The sequence below is a fragment of the Pseudobutyrivibrio sp. C4 genome (assembly GCF_900111635.1).
Classification (GTDB): Bacteria; Bacillota; Clostridia; order Lachnospirales; family Lachnospiraceae; genus Pseudobutyrivibrio; species Pseudobutyrivibrio ruminis.
In genome coordinates this window covers 101,881-126,099 of sequence record NZ_FOHF01000006.1, presented here as the reverse complement: position 1 = coordinate 126,099, position 24,219 = coordinate 101,881, and the positions used below count along the sequence as shown (strand labels likewise).

The 24,219-nt window shown below is 34.9% G+C and carries 18 protein-coding genes; all 18 read left to right on the top strand.

The features are described from left to right. Positions 1-12 precede the first annotated feature (12 nt). The 18 genes from BMY66_RS10455 to BMY66_RS10370 all read left to right on the top strand — a co-directional run bounded on the left by BMY66_RS10455 (position 13) and on the right by BMY66_RS10370 (position 24,000). A complete protein-coding gene (locus tag BMY66_RS10455; RefSeq protein ID WP_090395121.1) occupies positions 13-1,461 on the top strand; it encodes a hypothetical protein in 1,449 nt (482 codons plus the stop codon). A gap of 133 nt (positions 1,462-1,594) precedes the next feature. Then, positions 1,595-2,974: an MBOAT family O-acyltransferase gene (locus tag BMY66_RS10450; protein ID WP_242942710.1), complete on the top strand. Its 1,380-nt coding sequence runs from the start codon at positions 1,595-1,597 to the stop codon at positions 2,972-2,974. 26 nt (positions 2,975-3,000) lie between these two features. Further along, the gene (locus BMY66_RS10445) at positions 3,001-4,209 is read left to right on the top strand and encodes a hypothetical protein (RefSeq protein ID WP_090395119.1); all 1,209 of its coding nucleotides are present in this window, start codon (positions 3,001-3,003) and stop codon (positions 4,207-4,209) included. Next, positions 4,202-5,023, top strand: coding sequence for a glycosyltransferase family 2 protein (locus BMY66_RS10440; RefSeq protein WP_090395118.1), 822 nt, complete (start codon positions 4,202-4,204; stop codon positions 5,021-5,023). The genes BMY66_RS10445 and BMY66_RS10440 overlap by 8 nt, the downstream gene beginning before the upstream one ends. Positions 5,024-5,052: 29 nt before the next feature. Further along, positions 5,053-6,201 carry a glycosyltransferase gene (locus BMY66_RS10435; protein WP_090395117.1) on the top strand — a complete coding sequence of 383 codons (1,149 nt, stop codon included), beginning with the start codon at positions 5,053-5,055 and terminating at the stop codon, positions 6,199-6,201. 19 nt (positions 6,202-6,220) lie between these two features. Further along, positions 6,221-7,411: a glycosyltransferase family 4 protein gene (locus BMY66_RS10430; protein ID WP_090395116.1), complete on the top strand. Its 1,191-nt coding sequence runs from the start codon at positions 6,221-6,223 to the stop codon at positions 7,409-7,411. Between the two features lie 55 nt (positions 7,412-7,466). Continuing rightward, positions 7,467-8,915 carry a flippase gene (locus BMY66_RS10425; RefSeq protein ID WP_090395115.1) on the top strand — a complete coding sequence of 483 codons (1,449 nt, stop codon included), beginning with the start codon at positions 7,467-7,469 and terminating at the stop codon, positions 8,913-8,915. Continuing rightward, the gene (locus tag BMY66_RS10420; RefSeq protein WP_177175652.1) at positions 8,916-9,524 is read left to right on the top strand and encodes a hypothetical protein; all 609 of its coding nucleotides are present in this window, start codon (positions 8,916-8,918) and stop codon (positions 9,522-9,524) included. It abuts the gene before it with no gap. Next, entirely contained in the window at positions 9,525-11,183 is a 1,659-nt protein-coding gene (locus tag BMY66_RS10415; protein WP_090395113.1) for a hypothetical protein, read from the top strand. A gap of 22 nt (positions 11,184-11,205) precedes the next feature. Next, positions 11,206-11,991, top strand: coding sequence for a glucose-1-phosphate cytidylyltransferase (gene rfbF / locus BMY66_RS10410; protein ID WP_090395112.1), 786 nt, complete (start codon positions 11,206-11,208; stop codon positions 11,989-11,991). Between the two features lie 16 nt (positions 11,992-12,007). Next, entirely contained in the window at positions 12,008-13,366 is a 1,359-nt protein-coding gene (gene rfbH / locus BMY66_RS10405) for a lipopolysaccharide biosynthesis protein RfbH (RefSeq protein ID WP_090395111.1), read from the top strand. Between the two features lie 11 nt (positions 13,367-13,377). After that, a complete protein-coding gene (locus BMY66_RS10400) occupies positions 13,378-15,210 on the top strand; it encodes a thiamine pyrophosphate-binding protein (RefSeq protein ID WP_090395110.1) in 1,833 nt (610 codons plus the stop codon). A 1-nt stretch (position 15,211) separates the two neighbouring features. Continuing rightward, complete coding sequence (locus BMY66_RS10395; protein ID WP_090395109.1) at positions 15,212-16,786, top strand: beta/alpha barrel domain-containing protein; 1,575 nt, start codon at positions 15,212-15,214, stop codon at positions 16,784-16,786. A gap of 27 nt (positions 16,787-16,813) precedes the next feature. Next, the gene (locus tag BMY66_RS10390) at positions 16,814-17,704 is read left to right on the top strand and encodes an NAD-dependent epimerase/dehydratase family protein (protein ID WP_177175651.1); all 891 of its coding nucleotides are present in this window, start codon (positions 16,814-16,816) and stop codon (positions 17,702-17,704) included. Positions 17,705-17,718: 14 nt separating this feature from the next. Next, positions 17,719-18,651, top strand: coding sequence for a glycosyltransferase family 2 protein (locus BMY66_RS10385; protein ID WP_090395107.1), 933 nt, complete (start codon positions 17,719-17,721; stop codon positions 18,649-18,651). 130 nt (positions 18,652-18,781) lie between these two features. Then, the gene (locus BMY66_RS10380; protein WP_177175650.1) at positions 18,782-21,370 is read left to right on the top strand and encodes a glycerophosphodiester phosphodiesterase family protein; all 2,589 of its coding nucleotides are present in this window, start codon (positions 18,782-18,784) and stop codon (positions 21,368-21,370) included. Between the two features lie 21 nt (positions 21,371-21,391). Then, positions 21,392-22,750: a Gfo/Idh/MocA family oxidoreductase gene (locus tag BMY66_RS10375; RefSeq protein WP_090395105.1), complete on the top strand. Its 1,359-nt coding sequence runs from the start codon at positions 21,392-21,394 to the stop codon at positions 22,748-22,750. Then, entirely contained in the window at positions 22,750-24,000 is a 1,251-nt protein-coding gene (locus BMY66_RS10370; protein WP_090395104.1) for a CDP-glycerol glycerophosphotransferase family protein, read from the top strand. Before BMY66_RS10375 ends, BMY66_RS10370 begins: the two co-directional genes overlap by 1 nt. The last annotated feature ends 219 nt before the right edge of the window (positions 24,001-24,219 follow it).

Genomic DNA, 24,219 nt, shown 5'->3' with positions numbered 1-24,219 from the left:
AGAGGCATAAAATTGAAGAATAAAGTTATAAAATTATTTATTAAATGTGGATTGGTTTCAGCTCCTATTTGGGGGCTATCATTGTTCTTATGTTTTGGAAAAATGTATTACTCTAATGAAGATTTTGCATATACATTTTGGAACAAGCAGTTTACGGAAACCAAACAGGATAAATATTATAAGGTTGTTGTTATAGGAGACAGTTCTTGTAATAGTGCCTACATGCCGGAAGTTATATCCGACTCAATGATAAATCTTTCTATTGGAGGTTCTTCAACAGTAGAAGGGTACTATGTGCTAAAAGATTATCTTGCACATAACGATGCACCTACAGATGTGTTTCTGAGTTATCATGATTCACATTTTAGATATACAGAAGCATATTGGGATAAGATTGTTCCTGCACATAGATTTAGCTTACTGGACAATATTGAGCTAATATCAAATGCGACAGAGGATGATACCGGTCTTTTTTATCATAATGGAGCTTATGCGGATTTAATTGCCACAGAAGTATATTTTCCTAGTAAATATATTGTGAGTCTTAATAACTATTTAACACAGGATAAGTTGCCAGAAGATACACAGCAAATCAGAGGTTATGAAACTAATATTGCTGCTATGGAAAAGGTTGAGCTACATAGAGGAAGATACACTACTCTTGGAAATCAAGTGTTTGTAACTTCTCAAGCAAGACCATATACACAATTTTCAGCAGGCAGCTTGTATGAGTCTTATTTTGATAAAACGATAGCTCTTTGTCAGAAGAATGGAATAGCAGTACATATTGTAAAACCGCCACTTCCAGATAATTCTCAAATGTCAGATGAATACTTAGAAGAAGTAAAGCAGTTTTATAATAAATATGTTGAGAAATACGATAACGTAAATTTTGATTGGGGACAGCATATTTTTACAATTGAAGATTTTGCAGATGAAATACATCTAAACAATGATGGTGCTTTAAAGTTTAGCGAATACATAAAGGAAAATTATAAAGAAATATTTGATGACGCAGATACATATACACCTCGCCAAATGCTTGCCATAGACGACAGCATTCAGATGGAAAATATGACCGCGGATATCTTCAAGTTTGCTGGTGATAGAGATTATACAATTCTTCTTTATGACAATGAGGGATGTATAGATAAATTTGAAGAATCATTTATTGATGGTACAGATTTTAAGATTACTCAAGCAAATGACCTAGGATTAACTGATAATGCGGGAAAAGTATATTATTGCAACACTGCAGGAACAGAAGTAGATGAGATTGAGATTAAGGATGATGATGAACGTTTATTAATCTCCATGCCAGGTCAAAGTGATTCTAGTTGGAGTGTTTCAGATGAGTATGCAATAAGCATTATGGTAATTGATAATGTAAATCAAAAAGTGATTTGTATTAAGAATGTTACCTATAATGATGAAGCTGGATTTTCTGAGTATGTTTATTAGTTAAGGATGAGTATAAATGCTTTTTAATTCGACACAATTTTTATTATTTTTTCCAATAGCAGTGCTTTTGTATTTTGTTTTTCCAAAGAAAGTAAGAAACTATTGGCTTTTGTTATGTAGTTATTTCTATTATATGTGCTGGAATCCAAAGTACATATTGCTTCTTATGGCTTCCACATTGGTTACATATCTAAGTGGTATCCTTATGGAGCATGTAAAGAATTCTGGCAAGTCAGAGGAAATAATAGTACGTCAGAAAAATTGGATAGTGGCAGCAAGCTTTATATTAAATATTGGAATGCTTTTTTATTTCAAGTATATAAACTTTGCTATTAATACATGGGAAAGAGTATTTGCAAAGTTAGGTATTGTGATGGATGTACCGGCAGTGGATGTTGTACTTCCAGTCGGTATTTCGTTCTATATTTTTCAGGCTCTCAGTTACACTATGGATGTATATCGTGATGAGATATATGCAGAAAAGAACCTATTCAGATATGCACTGTTTGTTTCTTTCTTTCCACAGCTTGTGGCAGGACCAATTGAGCGTTCAAAGAACTTGCTAAAGCAGCTTGATACACCGGGTGAGTTTAATTATGACAATGTACGAAGCGGCCTTCTTACTATGCTTTGGGGCTACTTCCTAAAGCTTGTAATCGCCGACAGATGTGCAATTCTAGTAGATACAGTGTATAATAATGTATCTGGCTATTTTGGTTATCAGCTTGTATTGGCAAGCATTTTGTTTGCCTTACAGATATATTGTGATTTCATGAGCTATTCTACAATAGCAATTGGTGCTGCACGTGTGCTTGGATATGATTTGATGGAGAATTTCCATCTTCCATATTTTGCTACATCTATAAAAGATTTCTGGCGTAGATGGCATATATCACTTAGTACTTGGCTCAGAGATTACCTTTATATTCCACTTGGTGGAAATCGTAAAGGTCAGCTTAGAAAGTATTTCAATATCATGGTTACTTTCTTTGTAAGTGGATTGTGGCATGGGGCTGCATTTACATACATTTTTTGGGGATTGCTTCATGGTGTTTATCAGATCATCGAGGATTTGTTAAAGCCACACACAGACAAGCTTCTTGAAGCGTTGAGAATTAATCCTAAAAACAAAGTACTTTATGTTTGCAAGATTATAGTGACTTTTATATTTGTAGATATAGCATGGGTATTCTTTAGAGCTAATAGTGTTAGTGATGCTTTTATTGTATTTAAGAACTCTTTCTACCTTGCAAACCTTGTAAATATAAAAGTTGATTTGTGGGCACTAGGACTAGATATTAGAAATATGGCCATGCTTATGCTAGGAACACTGATATTATTTATATCTAGTGTAATGCGAGCTAGAGGAGACCAGAAAAACAAAACTCTATTAGTAGAGTGGATTTCAAGCAAAAACTTTATTATCAGATATGCACTTTATTGGAGCTGTATGATAATGATTATATTTTCAATGGATATTACTGGACAGGAATTTATTTACTTCCAGTTTTAATGAACAAACATAGAATGGAGAAATAGATGAATACCTTAATGAAGAGAATAGACAATATCTTATTTTATGCTATATGTTTTTTTGTTGGCATATATTCTTTTATGTTTCAAGCGATAGATATTAGAGTTCTCGCAATAATAAGTGTGACCTTTATCATTTATGCTGTAATTTATGATAAGTATTTATTTGAAGATTGGGCACTAAGATTTATAACATTAGCTGGATTTGGAACAGCATTAATAGATGCTCATAGAAATATCGAATTACCAGAAACAGTTTATTATGTATTGTTATGGCCATTCTTTTACATCCTTGGAAAGTATATTATGACAGACAAGGATAAATCTGAAAAACGTGGTTTGATTGCTCTTGTTATTATGACTATCATGATTTATATACAAGGCCTTATTCAGTATGCAAATCATAATAGCGGTTTAGAAGAAACAGATAGCTGGGATGGTTGGCTTGATTTCTTTACAGGTGTCCACATGGCAAGAACAGTTTATGTTTTTTGTTTTTGTGCTATAGCCGCTTGGTTATTCTTAGGTCTAATATATCTTAAGAAAAACATTTTAATTGGACTTTTAATTATAGCATTAAATATTTTAGCTACGGTGGTTGATTTTGTTTTCGCAAGAGGAAGAATTTGTTTACTTACACAGATAGTTGTGACTTTTATTATGTTGTGCATTTACATAATAAAAGAAAAAAAATATAAGAATAAATCTTATAGAAAAGCCCTTACTATCATTGGTATATTAGCTTTTGTATGTTTGGTTAGTGGAACAATTCTTGTAAAACTAAATGTGTCAGGAATTGGTGATAGATATGCTGCTTCATTCTTAGGAAGAGATGGTGGTATATTTGGTAACGTTAGATATAGATCAATAGTAGAAGGTTTAATTCTAAGTGTACAACAGCCATTAGGCGGTTGGAGTACACCATCATTGGATATAGCACATAATGTATTTTTACTATTTTCAAGAGATTATGATACAGTTATATTTTTGCTTTTAGTAGGATATGAAATAGTTATATTGGTATATATGATTAGGTTATTAATGATGAAAATGACAATGTTCGATTATGTTCTTGTGTCATTATTAGTATCAATCAATATTTACTATACTATTGAAACTTGTCCTTGGAGATATAGAAAATATTGGTTTTTTATACTCTTTATAGGTGGAATATTAAGAAAACGCGTTGAGAATAACAGAGTAGAAAATGAGTGATAACAATACTTTAATAAGCGTCATTATGGGCGCATATAATGCATCAGAGACTATTGCAGATGCAATTGAATCTATTATTTCGCAAACATATGAGGACTGGGAATTCATTATATGTGATGATTGTTCAACTGATAATACCTATCAAATTATTGAAGAATACACAAAAAAGGATAAACGAATTATTGCATTAAAGAATGAAAAAAATATGCGACTCGCAGCAACTCTTAACAGATGTTTAGAGGTTGCCCGAGGATCTTTCATTGCACGAATGGATGCTGATGATTTATCACTTCCAGATAGATTTATGCGTCAAATAAGGTTTTTGGAAGACCATCCGCAATATGATTGCGTAGGTTGTGGGCGAATGATTTTTGATAGCGAGGGTAAGCATGGTATTCGCCGTAGCAAGGAGTATCCATCTAAAAGTGATTTGCTTTTTGATACACCTTTTGCTCATCCTACTATAATGATGAAAAAAGAAGTATATGACAGTTTGGAAGGTTATACAGTTTCTGAAGCCACTATGCGTGCTGAGGATTTAGATTTATGGTTTAGATTCTATGCTAAGGGGTACAGCGGGTATAATATTCAGGATGTACATTATATGTATAGAGAAGGCAAAGAAGATTTAAAAAAACGTAGCCTAAAGGCTGGAATACAGACAGCAAAGGTATTCTACAATGGATACAAATTGATTGGTGTACCTTTTTATAAGAGGATTTTATGTTTGAAACCAATAATTTCAGCAATAATTCCTAAGTCTATTATGGTTAGATACTATAGTAAATGGAGAGAGAAGGAATATTTAAAATAACTAGTCTACTTTATGGCGGGAAATGAAACATGAATAAAAAGATTGCATTTGTGTTTGATGGATTGAACACAGGAGGAATTGAAAGAGTAGGTATTGATTATATTAATATGTGCATTGAAGCAGGATATGATGTTGATGTATATAATCTTAAGCCTAAACAAAATGGATTAATCAACCAATTACCACACGACGTTAATTATTATGATTATAATTTATCGAACAATGGTTGCCCGGAAACATATAGCTATGGTGTACATAGGTGGTGGTGGGGGAAGTATATTTATGCTTTGATTTCTCCAATTCTTACGATAAAGCAACTTTTTCAAAAAATGATTTTTAAAAGAAAAACATATGATGTAGCAATAGCATTTGCCGGTCATATTAATGATTTGTCATTTGTAGGAAAAAATTATATTCAGTCCAATAAAAAAATATGCTGGTGCCACGGCACGTTGATTTCTTATTTAGCAATATGTGATGCCTATGCTATGTTGTATAAATATTTTAATACTATAGTTACCCTCTCTGAAGTTGAACAAAATCATGCATATGCGGGCAAGGAGTTTTTACATCATATAGATATAAAGAAAATATATAATCCTACGTATATTTTAGATAGACAATTAGATTATAGTAAAATTGATTTATTAAGGAATAAGTACGGAAAATATATATTATATGTTGGTAGATTCGATGAGGGAAAAGGACAAGATTTAGCCATTGAAGTCATGAAGTTATTAGCTGAATGTGGTTTAGATGAAAAGATAGTATTCGCTGGTGATGGACATACAATAAATAGTGTAAAGGAAATGGCAAAAAAATATGGTGTAGAAGATAACTGTTATTTCTTGGGAAATATCGGTGATATAGAAAACTATATAGAAGCATCATATATTAATCTATTAACAAGTAAAGCGGAAGGACTCCCTACCGTGATTGTCGAAGCTATGTCATTTGGGAAACCTTGTGTAATGACAAATTGCGATTGTGGGGAGGTATCAAATAAAGGAGAATATTGCATCCTGAAAGATGTAGATGATGCATCGGGCTTGGCGGAAGCGGTAAAGCGTTTGTACGATGATGATGAAGTTTACAAGAAATATAGTGATTTATCTTTTAAGAGAGCTCGAGCATTTGATAAAAACTATATAAAAGCACAGTTTATAAAGTGTCTATAATAGATGGAGGAATGAGAACGTGGCAAGAATACTTTTCTATTTACAAAAAAATAAGCTCTCACCAAGAGGTGGCCCACTAGGAGTTGGATATTATTATTGGGATGAAATGAAGAAAAGGAATGAATCTACAATAGATTTTATAGAAAATGATTCTACAACAGAAAATATCATGGGAGTCGCCAGAAAAATTGTTGGGCATCTTCCTAAAAAAATCTATGATTTACAACATTCATTAAGAGATATAAAAAGAATAAAAAAGTTGCTTAAGGATCCATCCCCATTATCTGAAGTAGATTTAAATAAGTATTCAGTTATACAGTTCCATGAAACAATGGATTTATATCTAGAGAAAAAAAACTTAGAGAATTATAAAGGAATTGTTATTTTACAATCACATTCTCCTTTGCCAGCTGGTATGGAAAAGACATTGGATTACTCGAAAATTTATCATAGATTGATTCCAAATCTAGGGAAGAAACTAGAGGAAATTGATAGATATGCTTTCGAACGTGCAGATTATTTAGTGTTTCCATGTAAAGAAGCAGAAGAGCCATATATAGATAATTGGGACTATTATAAAATAATTAAGGAAGAAAAAAAGGATAAGTATTTATATATAGAGACTGGAATAAAGCCGGCTACTGCGTTGCGTGTCAAAAAAGTCGTAAGAGAAGAACTACATATTCCAATGAATGATTTTGTTGTTTTCTATGCAGGACGTCATAATATAGTTAAAGGTTACAATTCATTAAAGACGATAGGTCGATCTTTTTTGGAAAAATCGGAAGATAATTGGATTGTTGTTGCTGGACGGTTAGGACCGATTGAGAGTCCAGATTATAAAAGATGGATAGAAATAGGTTGGACAACTGATGCACACTCATACATGGCTGCAGCAGATGTTTTCATTTTACCTAATAAAGTAACTTATTTTGACTTAGTTTTTATTGAAGCAATGTCTTTAGGAATGATTATACTTGCAAGTAGAACTGGTGGTAACAAATATTATGAAAAGTTTAATTTGCCAGGTGTATTTTTATATGATAATGAAAAAGAGGCAGTTGACTGTTTACAAAGAATAAAGAATATGTCAGAAGAAGAAAGAAATACTTTGAGAAAGATAAACAAAGAGTTTTATGCAGAGCATTTAACGGTTAGTAAAATGTATGATAATTATTTTAATGCGATTAATAAAATTGATGATAATTAGAGAATGCATGTAAAAAATAAAGTCATAAAAGATATAAAAGAAAGAATATCATTTAATGAAGAAAAGTATTAAGAAAAACTATATATATAATATGAGCTACCAGGTGCTAGTTTTTCTAGCACCTTTAATTACAACACCATATGTATCTAGAGTTCTTGAGGCTGACGGAATTGGAACATATAGTTATATAGCATCAATTGTATCTTATTTTGTGTTATTCGCTTCAATGGGAATATCTATATATGGGCAGCGAGAGATATCATATGTTCAGGATAATAAGGAAAAGAGATCTCAAGTGTTTTGGGAGACAAAAATACTTGAGATAATAACTAGTTCTATTGCTATAGGAATATATATTATTTTTTCTCTAACTGTTGCCAATAATATTATCTACTATATTTGTACATTTGAAATATTAGCAATTCTAGTTAATGTTACTTGGTTTTTTCAGGGTATAGAGGAATTTGGAAAGATTGTTTTTCGAAATATTATTTTCAAATTATTAAGCATACTATATATTTTTATGTTTGTGAAAACTAAGGCAGATTTATGGATATATGTCTTTGGAATGACTTTCTTTGTTTTCCTTTGCAATTTATCCTTGTGGATATATATTCCTAAATATGTAAGTAAACCTAGGTGGTCAGATATTAGGCCTGCTAGAAATTTAAGAATGGTAATAGCTCTATTTATACCAACGATAGCAATACAGATTTATACAGTTTTAGATAAGACGATGATTGGACTTATAACAAAAGATGCATTTGAAAATGGTTATTATGAACAGTCAATAAAGATATCTAAGCTAGTATTGACGGTTGTTACATCTTTAGGTACTGTAATGGTACCTCGAATTGGATACCATTTTGAAAGAGGCGAAACAGATATAGTTAATAATTATATGTATCGTGCTTATAGATTTGTATGGTTTATAGGAATACCGCTTTGTTTCGGATTGATAGGAACGGCGAGTAATTTTGTGCCATGGTTTCTCGGTATAGGTTATATGAAAGCTATCCCAGTACTTTCTATACTAAGTTTTTTGATTATAGCAATTGGAATAAGCAATATTACTGGAATGCAGTATTTTGTACCGACCAAAAAAGAAAAAGAATTTACGACATCTGTTTTAATTGGTGCGGCTGTTAATTTTATTTTAAATATGATTCTAATTAGCAAGTTTAAATCTATTGGTGCGGCTGTGGCTTCAGTGTCTGCGGAAATTGTAGTTACACTTGTTCAGTTGTATATGGTTAGAAAAGAGCTATCTTTTGTTAAAATAGTTACTTCTGCTATACATTATCTAATTGCTGGTGGAATAATGTTGATCATACTTCTTTTTATAGGACAAAGTATGAATGCGTCCATAATCAATACATTTTGTTTGATTATAATTGGAGCTAGTATATACTTTTTGATGTTGCTATTGATGCGTGATGCATTTTTTATTGAGAATATGAAAAGTGTAATGGTATCGATTAAAAATAGAATAAATAAACAATGAGTGATTGAAGCAATGAAAAGAAAAATAAATATAATAGTCACATTAATGATATCAATTACAATAACCGGGTTAATAGCACTCGTGTTTAAAGATGAGATGTTTGTAAAAAGAGGACAAACAATAATTACTGCTTGGTCGCAGTGTTCATCAAATGGATATGAATTTGATGGTCAAAGAGTTAAGTCAAACGCAGGAGATCCATGCATCTATTTTTTCTCAGACAAAAATGTAGAGCAAGTTGAAATAGATGTTACTATGATTTCAAATGTGGAAAATCTTATGAATTATAAAACTAATGGCGAAGATGTTATATATGCTGAATTATTCTGGGCTGATGAGAATGGAGATATGACTCAGGAAAATTCAATTCCCTTTAAGATTCAGCTAGGAAGAGGCTCATATCTTTTAAATGTGGATTGCCCAGCGGGAACCATGTTTAGATTGGATATTGGCGATGGCGCTGATGTAGAGTTTATTGCAAACTCCTTTGTATTTAATACGTACGAGGAATATACTTCTAAAAAAAAGATGTTGAGTATATTGGTTATGTTTATTTTGATATCAACAGTGTTATACGCAGGACTGCGCAAAACTATCAGGGAACAATAAATGAAAAAGTTAGATTTAATTAAAATTGTATCATATATCTATATAGCATTGCCTCTGGCATTTTTTATATTTGGATGGACAAAGATATATTTGATAGGTGCGCCATTAACAATAGCTATTTTTGTTTCTCTTTATAGAATGGCAAAGAATGCTGAATGCCGGACTTTTAATATTATAGAAAGCAAAAAAGATATAATCAAAATAGTTATTATTATCACAATTATTCTGTTATGGGTATATTTTTCTGGAATAGGTGGATATACATGGCAGAATAATGATCATAAATGGAGAAATGAAATATTTGAAATATTAATAGAATACAAATGGCCAGTGGTAAAAGGAACTGCATATGGGTCTAATGGTATGTCTTACTACATTGGATTTTGGATTATACCAGCAATGATTGGAAAGCTGTTTGGAGTTAATGCGGGGTACTTTGCTCAATATGTTTGGGCGGTTATAGGGGTGTCACTGGTTTACTTGTTAATTTCTAAAAAAAATGAGGGGTTGTATATATGGCCACTATTGATATTTGTTTTTTTTAGTGGTCTTGATATAATTGGACTTTTGCTTAGAAATAATGATGCGTTTTTTAAATATACTTTTGGAATGCACATAGATAATTGGGCTGTTGGGTATCAGTTTTCAAGTTTTACTACACAACTTTTTTGGGTGTTCAATCAAGCAATATATGGTTGGATTGTTACATTATTGGTATTAGATGAGAATAATGCAAATATGGTGCTGGTTATGGCAGCGGGATTGTTTTCTGCTCCGTTACCAGTAGTAGGACTTTTTCCAATGGCTTTATGTAGAATATGGAATAATAGTGCCAAGGATAATCATAATGGAATTAGTGGCATTATTAAAAAGGCATTTACTAGTCTGATAACGTATGAAAATGTTATAGGTATAATAAGTGCAGTTGTAGTTGGTTCTATGTTTTTAAGCAATAATGCAATTAGCTATACTGCTTTAGCCGGTGGAAAGAATAATGTACGAAATTTAGTAGGTATAGTGGTATTAGCCATATTAATTGTCAGTGTTGTAGTTCTTGTTAGAAGAAATATATTAAAAGGCAAGCAGTATAGAAGAATAGAGATATACAGAAGGATACAAAAAGTAAGTATAATAGCACTAAAAATGTTTTGTGCGTTATTTATTATATATGGTGCAATTCATACTATCCCATCAAAGAATTCAGGAACAATGGATAATAATTTATTGTATTATATTCTTTTTTTACTGGTAGAAGTGGGTGTGTATATAGCGTTAACCTACAGAATAGGTAAAAAGGATAATATTTATATAGCATCGATAATCATGTTCTTGATTTGTCCAATATTTGTAATAGGTTCTAGTGTAGATTTTTGTATGAGAGCATGTATACCTGCACAGATAATCTTATATATGTATATTGTTATGCGGATTAAAGATTTAGTTATCAACAGGAATAAGATGGTTATAGCTGTTTTAACTGTCTCACTATTACTTGGAAGTGTAACTACCGTTAGTGAATTCGCGAGAACTATTAATAATTATCCAGATTATAAAGAAAATGGCATTGAATATGCTCGCAAGGAACAAATTATGGAGTCTATGAATTTTTGTTCAAGTGTGGATGATAGTATTTTTTACAAGTATTTAGCTCAGTACTAATTAATCATGAAAGGTAATTAGAATGAAAGTTGTATTACTAGCTGGTGGACTTGGTACCAGAATATCAGAAGAATCAATATATAAACCAAAGCCAATGGTAGACATAGGCGAGCAGCCTATTATTTGGCATATCATGAAGGAATACTCATACTATGGCCACAATGAGTTTATTATTTGCGCTGGCTACAAACAGCAGGTAATAAAGCAGTGGTTTGCTGATTATTTTATGAGAAGAAGTGATATAAGTTTTGATTACAGAAATGGTTCCAATGAAATGACAATTCATAAATCAAATGTTGAGCCATGGAAAGTTACTATCGTTGACACGGGTTTAGACACTATGACTGGTGGTCGTATCAAACGCGTTCAGGAATACGTTGGCAATGAGACATTCTTGATGACATATGGCGATGGTGTTTGTGATGTAGATATTAATAAGCTTATTGAATTCCACAAAGAAAACAATAAGATTGCTACACTAACAGCCGTGCTTCAGGATCAGACTAAGGGTATTTTGGATATAGGTGGAGACAACGCTGTAAAATCATTCAGAGAGAAAAAACTGGATGATGGTGTGCCTATCAATGCGGGATACATGGTTTTTGAACCAAAGATTTTCGATTATATCGATGGAGATAGAACTGTCCTTGAGCGTGGTCCATTAGAGAAGCTTGCAGAGCAAGGTGAGCTTATGAGCTACATCCACAAGGGATTCTGGCAGTGCATGGATAATATGCGTGAAAAGGAGACCCTTGAAAAGCTTATTAAGGCTGGAAAAGCACCATGGATGAAATGGGAACAGAATTAGTTTGGAGGAAATAGAATTGTCCAATTGGAAGAATGAAGAAGAAGCAAGAGAACAGATAAAGGCCATGGTGGCCGATTATTATAACGATTTTAAAAAGCCTAGTGAATCAAAAGAAAATTTTCAGCCTGGTGATCGTATCAGCTATGCGTCTCGAGTATATGATGAAAAAGAGATGCAGGCTCTTACAGATGCCATGCTAGATTTTTGGCTCACTACAGGAAGATTTTCAAATCAGTTTGAAAAAGAGTTTGCTGAGTGGATTGGTGTGAAGTTTGCACATCTGGTTAATTCCGGTTCATCAGCAAACTTAATTGCGTTTATGGCATTAACAGCTCCAGAGCTTGGAGATAGACAGATTAAGCGTGGTGATGAGGTTATCACAGTTGCAGCAGGATTCCCTACTACTGTTACACCAATGCTTCAATATGGAGCGGTACCAGTATTTGTTGACGTTACAGTGCCTCAGTACAATATCGATGTTACAAAGCTTGAGGCTGCCCTCAGCCCAAAGACAAAAGCAGTTATGATTGCCCATACACTTGGAAACCCATTTGATCTTAAAGCTGTAAAGGAGTTCTGTGACAAGCATAATCTTTGGCTTGTAGAGGACAATTGTGATGCTCTAGGTACAAAGTATACAATTGATGGTGAAACAAGATTCACAGGTACATGGGGAGATATAGGTACATCCTCATTCTACCCACCTCATCATATGACTATGGGAGAAGGCGGATGTGTATACACTAATAATCCACTTCTTCATAGAATGATTCTTTCATACCGTGATTGGGGACGCGATTGCATCTGTCCATCTGGTCAGGATAATTTCTGTGGCCACAGATATGACGGACAGTATGGTCAGCTCCCACAGGGATATGACCATAAGTATGTTTACAGTCATCTTGGATATAATCTCAAGGTTACAGATTTGCAGGCTGCAGTTGGCGTAGAACAGCTTAAGAAGTTCCCATCATTTATAGAAAGACGTCGTCATAATTGGGCTAGACTTCATGACGCACTTGCAAATAGCGCAGTGGCAGATAAACTTGTTCTTCCAACACCTGCAGAAAACTCAGAACCAAGCTGGTTCGGTTTTATTATTTCTGTAAAGCCAGAAAGCGGTGTAAGCAGAAATGATGTTACAAGATATATCGAAGAGCATAATGTGCAGACTCGTCTGCTCTTCTCTGGAAACTTGATAAAGCACCCATGCTTTGATCAAATCAGAGATACAGATGCATACAGAGTTGCAGGTAGCTTGGATAACACAGAATATGTTATGAACAATTCATTTTGGGTAGGTGTATATCCAGGAATGACAGATAAAATGATTGATTACATGGCTCAAGTAATTATTGAGGCTGTGCAGCAGTAAGAGGCGTTAAAATGAAGATAAGATTAGCAGATTATGTTGCAAACTTTTTAGTAGAACATGGAGTAACAGATGTATTTAGTGTTGTAGGTGGTGGTGCGATGCACCTCAATGATGCACTAGGGCATCATGAAGGATTAAAAGTAACTTACAATCATCACGAGCAAGCGTGTGCGATTGCTGCAGAAGCATATGCAAGACTTGATAATAAAATAGCGGCAGTATGTGTAACTACAGGTCCAGGCGGAACCAATGCACTCACTGGAGTATTGGGAGGCTGGCTTGATTCTATCCCAATGTTTATTATCAGCGGTCAGGTTAGATACGACACCACTGCTAGATACGCTATGCAGTTTACAGGTGAAAGACTTCGTGCTGTTGGTGATCAGGAGTACGATATTGTTCGCTCAGTAGAACCAATGACAAAGTATGCAACCATGATAGAAGACCCAATGGATATCAGATATTCATTGGAAAAAGCATGGCACTTGGCAAATACTGGTCGTCCAGGACCAGTTTGGATTGATATCCCAGTTAACTACCAGGGTATGTATATAGAAACAGAGGACCTTAGGGGATACGACCCAGCTGAAGATGATGCGAAGCTTCCACCAAAAGTAAGCGAGGAAGTAGTAAAAACTGTTATCGAGAAAATAAAGAATGCTAAAAGACCAGTATTCCATACAGGGTATGGCATCCGCCTCTCTGGCGGATACGATGTATTCCGTCAGGTCGCTGAAAAGCTCAATATTCCAATTGTTACCTATTGGAATGCAGTTGATTTAATTGAGGATGATAATCCATTATATGTTGGTCGTGCAGGTAATATGGGAGATAGACCTGGCAACTGGGCTATTCAAAATGCCGATTTAATCGTAGCTATTGGTACACGTATTTCTATTAGACAGGTTGGTTATAACTGGAAGACATGGGCTAGAGAAGCCGAAGTTATAATGATTGATGTGGATGAAGGGGAAATGAAAAAGCCTACAATCCATGTAGATATGCCAATCTGGGCAGATGCCAAGGATTTTCTTGAAACAATGAACCGTTGTCTTGCAGATGAAAAGCTGTTCCAAGGAAATGATTGGCTTGAAAAGTGCCAAGGCTGGAAGAGAAACTATCCAGTTGTGGATGATTCAAAATGGAATGAAACTGGCGAAGGTGCTAACGTATATGCGTTTATAAAATATATGAGTAGCAAATTACCTGAGAATAGTTTAACTGCTGTTTCGAATGGTGCATGTTGTGTGGTTGGCAACCAGACATATGTTATTAAAAAAGGCAGTAGAATGGCTAATAACAGTGCAGTAGCCAGCATGGGATATGGATTACCAGCTGCTATAGGTACATGCATTGGCGGTGGACGTAAAGAGACTATCTGTCTCGAAGGCGATGGAAGTATCATGATGAATTTGCAGGAATTGCAAACAGTCATCACTAATAAACTTCCAATTAAAATCTTTTTGATAAACAATAATGGTTACCACTCAATTAGACTTACTCAGAACAATCTCTTTAAAGAACATTGTAAGGTTGGTATAGGTGAGGAATCCGGTGATCTGTCATTCCCAAAATTTGAGGGAATTGCTAAAGCTTTTGGATACCCATATTACAGCGCTCATTCAAATGAAGAGATGAAGAATGTGGTAGATAAAGTCTTGGCTGAAGAAGGACCATTATTCTGCGAAATATTTACTGATACAAAGCAAGCATGGGAACCAAAGAGCTCTACAAAGAGATTGGAAGACGGAACATTAGTAAGCCCACCACTTGAGGATTTGGCTCCATTTTTACCACGAGAAGAACTAAAGGAAATAATGATTGTTCCTATGATGGAGGAATAGAATGGGAAAAGTAAATTTGCTTGACTGCACATTGAGAGATGGCGGTTATGTAAATGACTGGATGTTTGGAGAACAGAATATAAAGGGGTTCTGTAGAAAAATAGCAAGAACAGGTATAGAGTTCCTGGAAGTAGGTTTCCTTAAAGACACAGATTTTAATCCTGATAGAGCTATTTTTCCGACGGTGGAATCATATATTCCTTTCGTAACACCAAAGAGCCCTAGTATGAAATATGTTGGAATGCTTGATATGAGTGCACCAGTTGCACTGGATAGCATTCCAAAATGTGATGGGACATCCATAGACGGAATAAGAGTTATTTTCAAAAAGAATAAAATAGAAGAAGCTTATGAGTATTGTAAGCACATCCAGGAACTAGGATATTTTATTTCTGTCAACTTCGTAAATACGGATGAGTACACGGATGAAGAATTCATTCATGGAATTAAAAAGTTTAATGACTTAAATCCCTTTGCTATGTCCATTGTAGATACATTCGGAGCTATAAAGCGCAAGCAGTTTTTGCGTATGGTATACATAGCTGATAACAACATGGCAGAAGGAATCACACTTGCATATCATGCTCACAATAATTTGCAGCAGGCCTTTGGTAATGCAGAAGCACTTGTAGAGTTGAATCTTAAAAGAGATGTGCTTGTAGATGCTTGTGTATTTGGAATGGGACGAGGTGCTGGAAACCTTAATTTGGAATTATTTGCTGAATACATGAATGAAAATTATGATACTGACTATAAGATTGAGCCAATGCTTGAGATTATGGACGAGTATCTGGCAGATATATACAGAGATAAGTTTTGGGGATATTCATTGCCACTTTATATATCAGCAACTATGAAGTGCCATCCAAACTATGCAATATATTTAGCAGAAAAGGACTCTTTGTCTGCTAGTGATTTTATGGAAATCCTTTCAAGCATTCCAGAAGAGAATCGAGCAATCTTTTCTAAAGAAAAAGCAGAAGAGATATATGATAGATTTCTTTGTAGAAATTATGATGATTCAAAGTCTGTTGAAAAGCTAAAAGCGGCAATTGCTAATAAACAGATAATGTTAATTGCTCCAGGCCATACATTAAAAGAATGTGATGACAAGCTGCAGCAGTATTACAATGATAAAGAAATAATCAAGATTGCTATAAATTTCTGCCCAGAAGATATAGATGTGGACTACGTATTTAGCAACAACATGAAGCGCTATCGTAAAATGCAAGATAACTGTAATGTGCCATGCATACTTACATCAAATCTTTCCACAGATGATAGCGACAAGTATATTGTTGATTATTGCAAATATATGTCTGATGATAGAGATATTGCAGATAACTCAGGAATCATGCTCTTGAATCTATTAAAAGCATTAGGAATCAATTCAGTAATGCTGGCAGGTTTTGATGGGTATTCAGAGTATTACGGCAAGGATTACTACGACAAGACTTTGGAATATGCGTTTTCAGACAAGGCGGAAATGCGTAATAAGAGGATATCTGACGAGCTCTCGAAGCTCTCTAAAGATATAAGAATTGAATTTGTGACGCCAACATACTATACTTTATAAGTTAAGGTATATTGAAAGAGGATGTGTATGAAGGCAGTTGTGACAGGTGCGGCAGGTTTTGCTGGCTACAGTTTAACCGAGGCACTATTACAAAAAGGGTACGAGGTATACGCGATACTTCGCCCAAACTCAGAACATAATAATAGATTTTCAAAATCAAATAACAGCCTACACTTAATAGAGTGTGATTGTAATGACTTTGATAGCATTGCAGAAGCTGTTAACACTGATTGCGATGTATTTTATCATCTCGCCTGGTTTGGAGGGCGGGATGATTTTGTTGTTCAAAATAATAATATAGCTTATAATTTAAAGGCAGTTGAGTCTGCAAAAAAGCTTAATTGTAAACGTTTTGTGGGAATTGGTTCACAAGCGGAATATGGTGTTGTATCAGAATTAATTAAAGAGGATAGGATGCCATTGCCAATAAATGCTTATGGCAGTGCCAAGGTTTCGGCAATGTATTTATCCAAAAGACGTTGCGAGCAGCTGGGCCTTGAATGGGTGTGGGGACGTATATTTAGCTTGTATGGTGATTACGAACCTAGTGGGCGCATGCTTCCAGATTTACTTAGAAAGCTAAGTAAGAATGAAGAAGTAAAGCTTAGTAGTTGCGAGCAGAATTGGGACTATTTACATGTGAAAGATGCAGCAGAGGCTATAATTGCGCTTGGTGAGAATGGTCGTCCTGGTGAAATATATAATATTGCAAATGGTGATTACAAGCCACTTAAGGATTATGTAGTAGAAGCAAAAGAGACATTGAATTCGAAATCCATCATAGATTTTGGCACGAAGGCGAATCCATTCGTTTCACTTCAGCCAGATGTTAGTAAGATAAAAGAACATACAGGTTGGCAGCCAACCATTGAGTTTAGCAAAGGAATAGTTTCCTTTGTGGAAAGTATTAATCGGTAGAAGAGGTAAGTTTGATGAAAAAGATTAGTATAATGATTCCTTGCTATAACGAGGAAGAAAATGTAGTTCCTATTAGCAAGGCAGTAATAGATGTAATGAATAAAGAACTTCCTCAGTATGATTATGAAATTCTTTTTATTGATAATTGTTCCAAGGACAATACTAGAAGTTTAATCAGAGGAATTTGCAAAGAAAATCCAAAGGTTAAAGCAATTTTCAATGCAAAGAATTTTGGACAGTTCAATTCACCTTATCATGCTATGTGCCAAACCACAGGAGACTGCACAATTAGTTTGTGTGCGGATTTCCAGGATCCAGTAGAACTCATCCCTAAGTTTGTAGCAGAGTGGGAAAAGGGGTACAAGATTGTATGTGGTATAAAAACTGCTAGTAAAGAAAATAAAATCATGCGCTTCCTTCGTTCATGCTATTACAAAACTATCAGAAAGATGAGTGATGTAGAACAGATAGAGCATTTTACAGGATTCGGTTTATACGATAAAAGCTTTATTGATGTGCTTAGAGATTTAAAGGATCCAACACCATTCCTTAGAGGAATCGTAGCAGAGCTTGGTTATAAGCGTAAGGATATTGAGTATACTCAGGCTAAGCGTGCAGCAGGAAAGACACATAATAATTTTTATACTTTATATGATGCTGCAATGCTATCATTTACTTCATATACAACAATGGGGCTTAGAGTGGCAACTATTGCAGGGTTTATCTTTTCGTTTATAAGTATTATTGTTGCGCTAGTATATCTCGTGCTTAAGCTGTTGTATTGGGATAGATTTCCAGCTGGAATGTATCCGGTACTATTGATGGTATCTGTAATGGGATCGTTACAGTTATTCTTTATCGGATTTTTAGGTGAGTATGTTCTTAGCATGAACAAGCGAATCATGAATAGACCGCTTGTTATAGAAGAAGAGAGAATAAACTTTTAGGGGATTATGGTAGATGGATATTAGTTACCTGCTTTTTATACAAAAAGCTAGATTAGCTTGTGGAAGTGTTTTCGACCAATTGTTTTTATTTATAAGTGAATTAGCAACACCACTAACTACATTCATTCTAATGGCGTTTATATATTGGTGTGTTGATAAGAAAGCGGGTGCTTTGATGGGGTGGAATGTAGGAGTTGGCTGCACTTATAATACCACTCTTAAACGTTTCTTTAATGTAGAGAGGCCTTGGGTAAAGGATGCAAGGATTACACCTGTGGAGGCGGCTCTATCGGGAGCAGGAGATGCTTCATTTCCTAGTGGACATACTTCAAGAGCAACAGCTACCTGGGGAGCATTAGGAACAGTTTTTTTCAAAAAGAAAAAGGAAACTCGAATTATAGGTATCGCTAGTTGGCTAGTTGTCTTAGCAGTAATGTTTTCGAGAAATTACCTGGGGGTTCATACTCCACAGGATGTTGTTGGAGCATTATTAATAGGAATCGTAGTCATGTATGCCACTGCTAAAGTTATAGTGTGGGCAGATGCAAATGAAGGCAGATATGATTTGGCTATTACGCTTGTTGGCATGTTTATATGCTTTGCGCCAATGCTTCGCTATGGATGTTTTGCGAATAGTGGAGCTGGTATGGGATTGATAGCTGGATGGTATGCCGAAAGAAAGTGGGTAAAATTCTCTACTGAAGGAAACAACTCGCGTAAAACCATAAGATTCGTATTTGGTGCAGTACCATTATTGTTAATAATAAAAGTATTACCATCTTTATTGACTCTTTTTATGGAATCTAAGTATGCGGGCTACTTTACTTACGGGATTATCGGATTCTATATAATGGCCGTGTACCCGCTATTATTTACAATTGTAGAGAAGAATTTTGATAAGAATATCAAAAGAGCTACAGCCAGCCTTATTATATTTGCATTAATGCTAGCAGTAATAGGATATGGTAGAAATCATGCTTTAAGAGTGGCTGCTATAGAAGAACAGGCACAAGGTATAACAGCTGAGAACACAATTGTAAATCCAGGTGGAACAATAGGATACATGCAATATAGTATTGCTGAAGATGGAACAATTATTACCGAAGATAACATGGGATACCAAATAGTAGATCAAGGTGACTCTTGGTACTACAGCGATGGACTTGCAAATACGGTAGATGATTCTAGAAAAAAGATGGATGTAATAGGGCATCGAGGCTATCCTGCAGTCGCACCGGAAAACACGCTGCCATCATTCAAAGCTGCTATGGATTTGGGAGTAGACTGGATTGAGACAGATGTACAGGAAACAAAAGATGGTGTCCTAGTATTATTTCATGACGATGACTTGACTAGAATTACAGGTGTAAGTGGGAAAATTGCTGATTATACATATGATGAATTGCTCCAGATGGATTTTGGCGCATGGTTCTCTGATGGATACGCAGGTACAAAGATTCCTACTCTTCAAGAGTTAATGGATTTAGTTAAAGATGATGATGTTAGAATTTACCTAGAGCTAAAGGATATTGGAAAAGTAGATGGATTTGTAGAATCTATCTACAATGTCATAGAACAAAATGGAATGCACGACAGAGTGGTATATGCATCCTTTAATTATGGATATTTGCAACAATTTAAAACTATAGATTCATCTACTCAGATTCTTTGCAATACAATGCTAGCAAATGAATCTATTCTTTCAGACACGCCAGCTGAATACTATGGTATTAATTCGGAAAATGCGAGCACAAGTCTTATAAATGCAATACACAACGCTGGAAGTAAAGTTTTTGTATGGACACCAGATAGCCCACAGCAGATGCAAAATCTGTACAAGATGGGGGTCGATGGTGTGTGCACAAATCAGTCTGGTGTTGCTATGGCAGCAAGCCATCCTGAATATGAATATTTGGCTGATAATGCTATCTGGAGTCATGCTTTGCCAGGATTATATGATAATCCAGCGTTGCCAGATTATTGCGCTGATATGGTGTTCCAGGGCTTTACAAAGACTTCTGGTAACCTAATCTCTGCTGCTTATAGTAAGAGCGGGGAATACAACAGTGTTTTATATATTATGGATTTAAATGGCAATCTGTTAAACATAGTAGACACAGGATTTAAAGCACATATGGGAGGTATCGCATATGATGCTAACCATGATATACTATGGACAACCGGTATGGACGGAATGGTATATGCTATATCAATGACTGCTGTATTAGATGGTTCATATAATGGTGAAATATTGGCCCAGTTTGATGCAAATCTGTATAATGCAGCTGGAGGACATGTAGCAAGCTTTTTGACTGTTGATGATGGCTATTTATATGTGGGAAGCTATTCAAATGGGGCTAACGGTGCATTAAATAAATATGATATATCGGATTACATTAATCCAACATTGATTTCTACTGTTACAATTCCTGAAAGAATACAAGGTGTGACATTTAGAGAGCTATCAGATGGAAGCAAGACTATATTAATGACTCAAGGATATGAAATGTATGAGGGATTTTTGCTTGAGTTTATTTATTCAGATGATAACACAGAGTACATAAATGCTGATAGAACATTGCATTTACCAGAGGGACCAGAGCAAATCCTTTGGACATCAAAAGGTTTATATATACAGCTTGAATCGGCAAGCACACCATATTTGCCAACGGCGAGAAATGCTTGTGATCAGCTGTGGTTGCTGCAGTTAGAGGAGTAACATAATAGGAAAGGGAAGATAATGACAAAAGTTATTACCTATGGAACATTTGATTTGTTTCATGAAGGCCATTACAATTTGCTAAAGCATGCTAAGGAACTTGGTGATTATTTAATAGTAGGAATAACTACCGAGCAGTACGATCTTACACGTGGAAAGCTTAATGTAGTAGATTCATTAATCACACGTATAGATAATGTCCGCGCTACAGGCTTTGTAGATGAAATTGTTATAGAAGATCATACCGGTCAAAAGGTAGAAGACATTCAGAAATATGGTGTAGATATTTTTACTGTAGGTTCTGATTGGGTAGGTACTTTTGATTATATAGAGCAATATTGTAAGGTAGTATATTTACCGAGGACCAAAAACGTTTCTTCAACAATGAAACGAACAGATAGAAGTCCTGTGCTAAATATTGGTATAGCAGGTACTGGTAGAGTGGCAGAGCGCTTTCCAAATGAAATAAAGCTCGTATCTGGTGCAAATGCAGTAGGCGTATTTAATCCCCATTATGATCATGCTAAGCCTTTTATGGAAAAGCATGAGTTGGCATTTTGGACCAATGATTATGATGAGTTCCTTGATAAGATAGATGCGGTCTACATAGCTACACCTCATGAGACTCACTATGATTATGCTAAAAGAGCTATATTAGCAGGCAAACATGTTTTGTGTGAAAAACCAATGGTATTCAAGAAAGCTGAAGCAGAAGAATTGTTTATGCTTGCAAAGGAAAAAAATGTAGTTCTTATGGAGGCAATTAAGACTGCATATTGCCCAGGATTTAAACAGCTTATCAGTGTTGCTCGTAGTGGAGTAATAGGTGATATTTGCGATGTGGAGGCAAGCTTTTCGCGCATCACAGCACCGGATAAGCGTGAAATGAATGATTTGCAGTATGGCGGGGCTTTCACTGAGTTTGGTAGCTATTGCCTGATGGCAGTTATAAAACTACTTGGAAAAGACTATAAGGATGTTAGATTTGAAAGTGTAAAAATGGATAATGGGCTAGACGCCTATACTAAAGCTCATTTTACATATGAAAATGCATTGGCGACTACTAAAAACGGTGTTGCGGTTAAAACAGAAGGTGGTCTTATTGTCGCTGGAACCAAGGGATATATTTTAGCGCCTTCACCATGGTGGCTTACCACAAATTTTCAAGTTCGTTATGAAGATCCTAATAGAATAGATAATTATACATCTAAATTCCTTGGAACAGGCATCAGATATGAAATAGCGGAGTTCACAAGGGCAGTTGGCAATTTAAGAAATGGTGAATCAAATTCTTCAGCTAATATATATATGCTTACTAGAGGAGAATCTATAGCTCTTGCTGGCATATATGAAAAATTCTTGTCACAAAGGGATAATTAATGACTGAAAAACAATATATTAACTATCGAAAACTTAAAGCTTTTGGAAACCGACTCTGCTTTTACATATGCAGAGTTTTTCCGATTAAAAGGAATTTAATTAGTGTATGTACATTCGAGGGAAAAGGTGGATTTGGGTGTAATCCTAAATATGTTGTAATGGAATTACACAAGCAACATCCAGAGTATAAGTTTGTGTGGTTTGTAAATAATATGGACAAGGAGTTTCCAGATTATATAAAAAAAGTCCCTAATACTTTATGGAGTAGAGCATACTGGTTATCACGCTCAAAAGTGTGGATTGATAATTATAGAAAACCATATGGGACTACAAAACGTAAAGGCCAATACTATTTGAATGTTAATCATTATACTATAGGTATTAAATGTACCGGATTGTGGCGTGGTGATGGCTTTTCTGAGATGGCATATCTTGTTAGCAAGAATGATTCAGATATGATTGATGATTTGGTTATTGATTCCAAATGGTGTGAGGTAGTATCGCCTAAAGGCTTAGTTTATAATGGGACATATTTGAAAACAGGTGCTCCAAGATGTGATATTTTGTATGGAGATAGAACACAGCAAAAACTTGCTTTTCGTAGGAAACATGGAATTCCAGATGATGCAAAGGTTGTAATGTATGCCCCTACGTTCCGTGAAGGCGCAAAGGATGGAAAAAGATTTGTTTTTTCTGAAATATGGTCCATAGATTTTAAAAGGCTATTAACAAATCTAGAAAAGAAGTTTGGTGGAGACTGGTATTTGTGTGTGAGAGTTCATCCGCAGTTGGCATCAACTTTCGAGGATTACAGCAATACAGAGTTAGAAGGCAGAATCATAAATGAGAGTCAAGCTGACGATATGTATGAAATATTGGCTGGAATGGATGTATATATTACAGATTATTCTAGTGCATGTTTTGAGGCTGGATTTACTGGAATGCCGGTGTTCTTGTATGCAGACGATGTACAAAAGTATGCTCAAGATAGAGGACAGTTAATGTGGAATCTGGCGATAGACGATAGATTGCATATTGGCAATAATAAAGATATTACCCCGGGATTTGATTTGGAACTTCCATTTACGCTAGCTAGTAATAATGATGAGTTGATAGATGATATCTTAAATTTTAATGTCAAAAGGTATTTAGGAAATTTGTTTAGTATGTATAAGAAAGCTGGATTGATTTTTCAGGGTGATGCAAGTGAAAGGTTGAGCAACAATATTATCGCTCAGATGAATTTGTGAAATATGGGTAAAGTAGTTTGGTATTTAGATATGAATGTTTAATTGGATTGAGAGGTAGTAACATCACTTTTGAGCCCAATATCTTTAACGCTTTTTAAAAGGTTATGGGAATAGTACATCGGATACATTTGGTATAAATAATTCCGATAAAGTTGTTGTATTATTCTATTTAGTTACATACAGTTTCAAGTCAATATTAAATATTCTACAGCGCCTGAG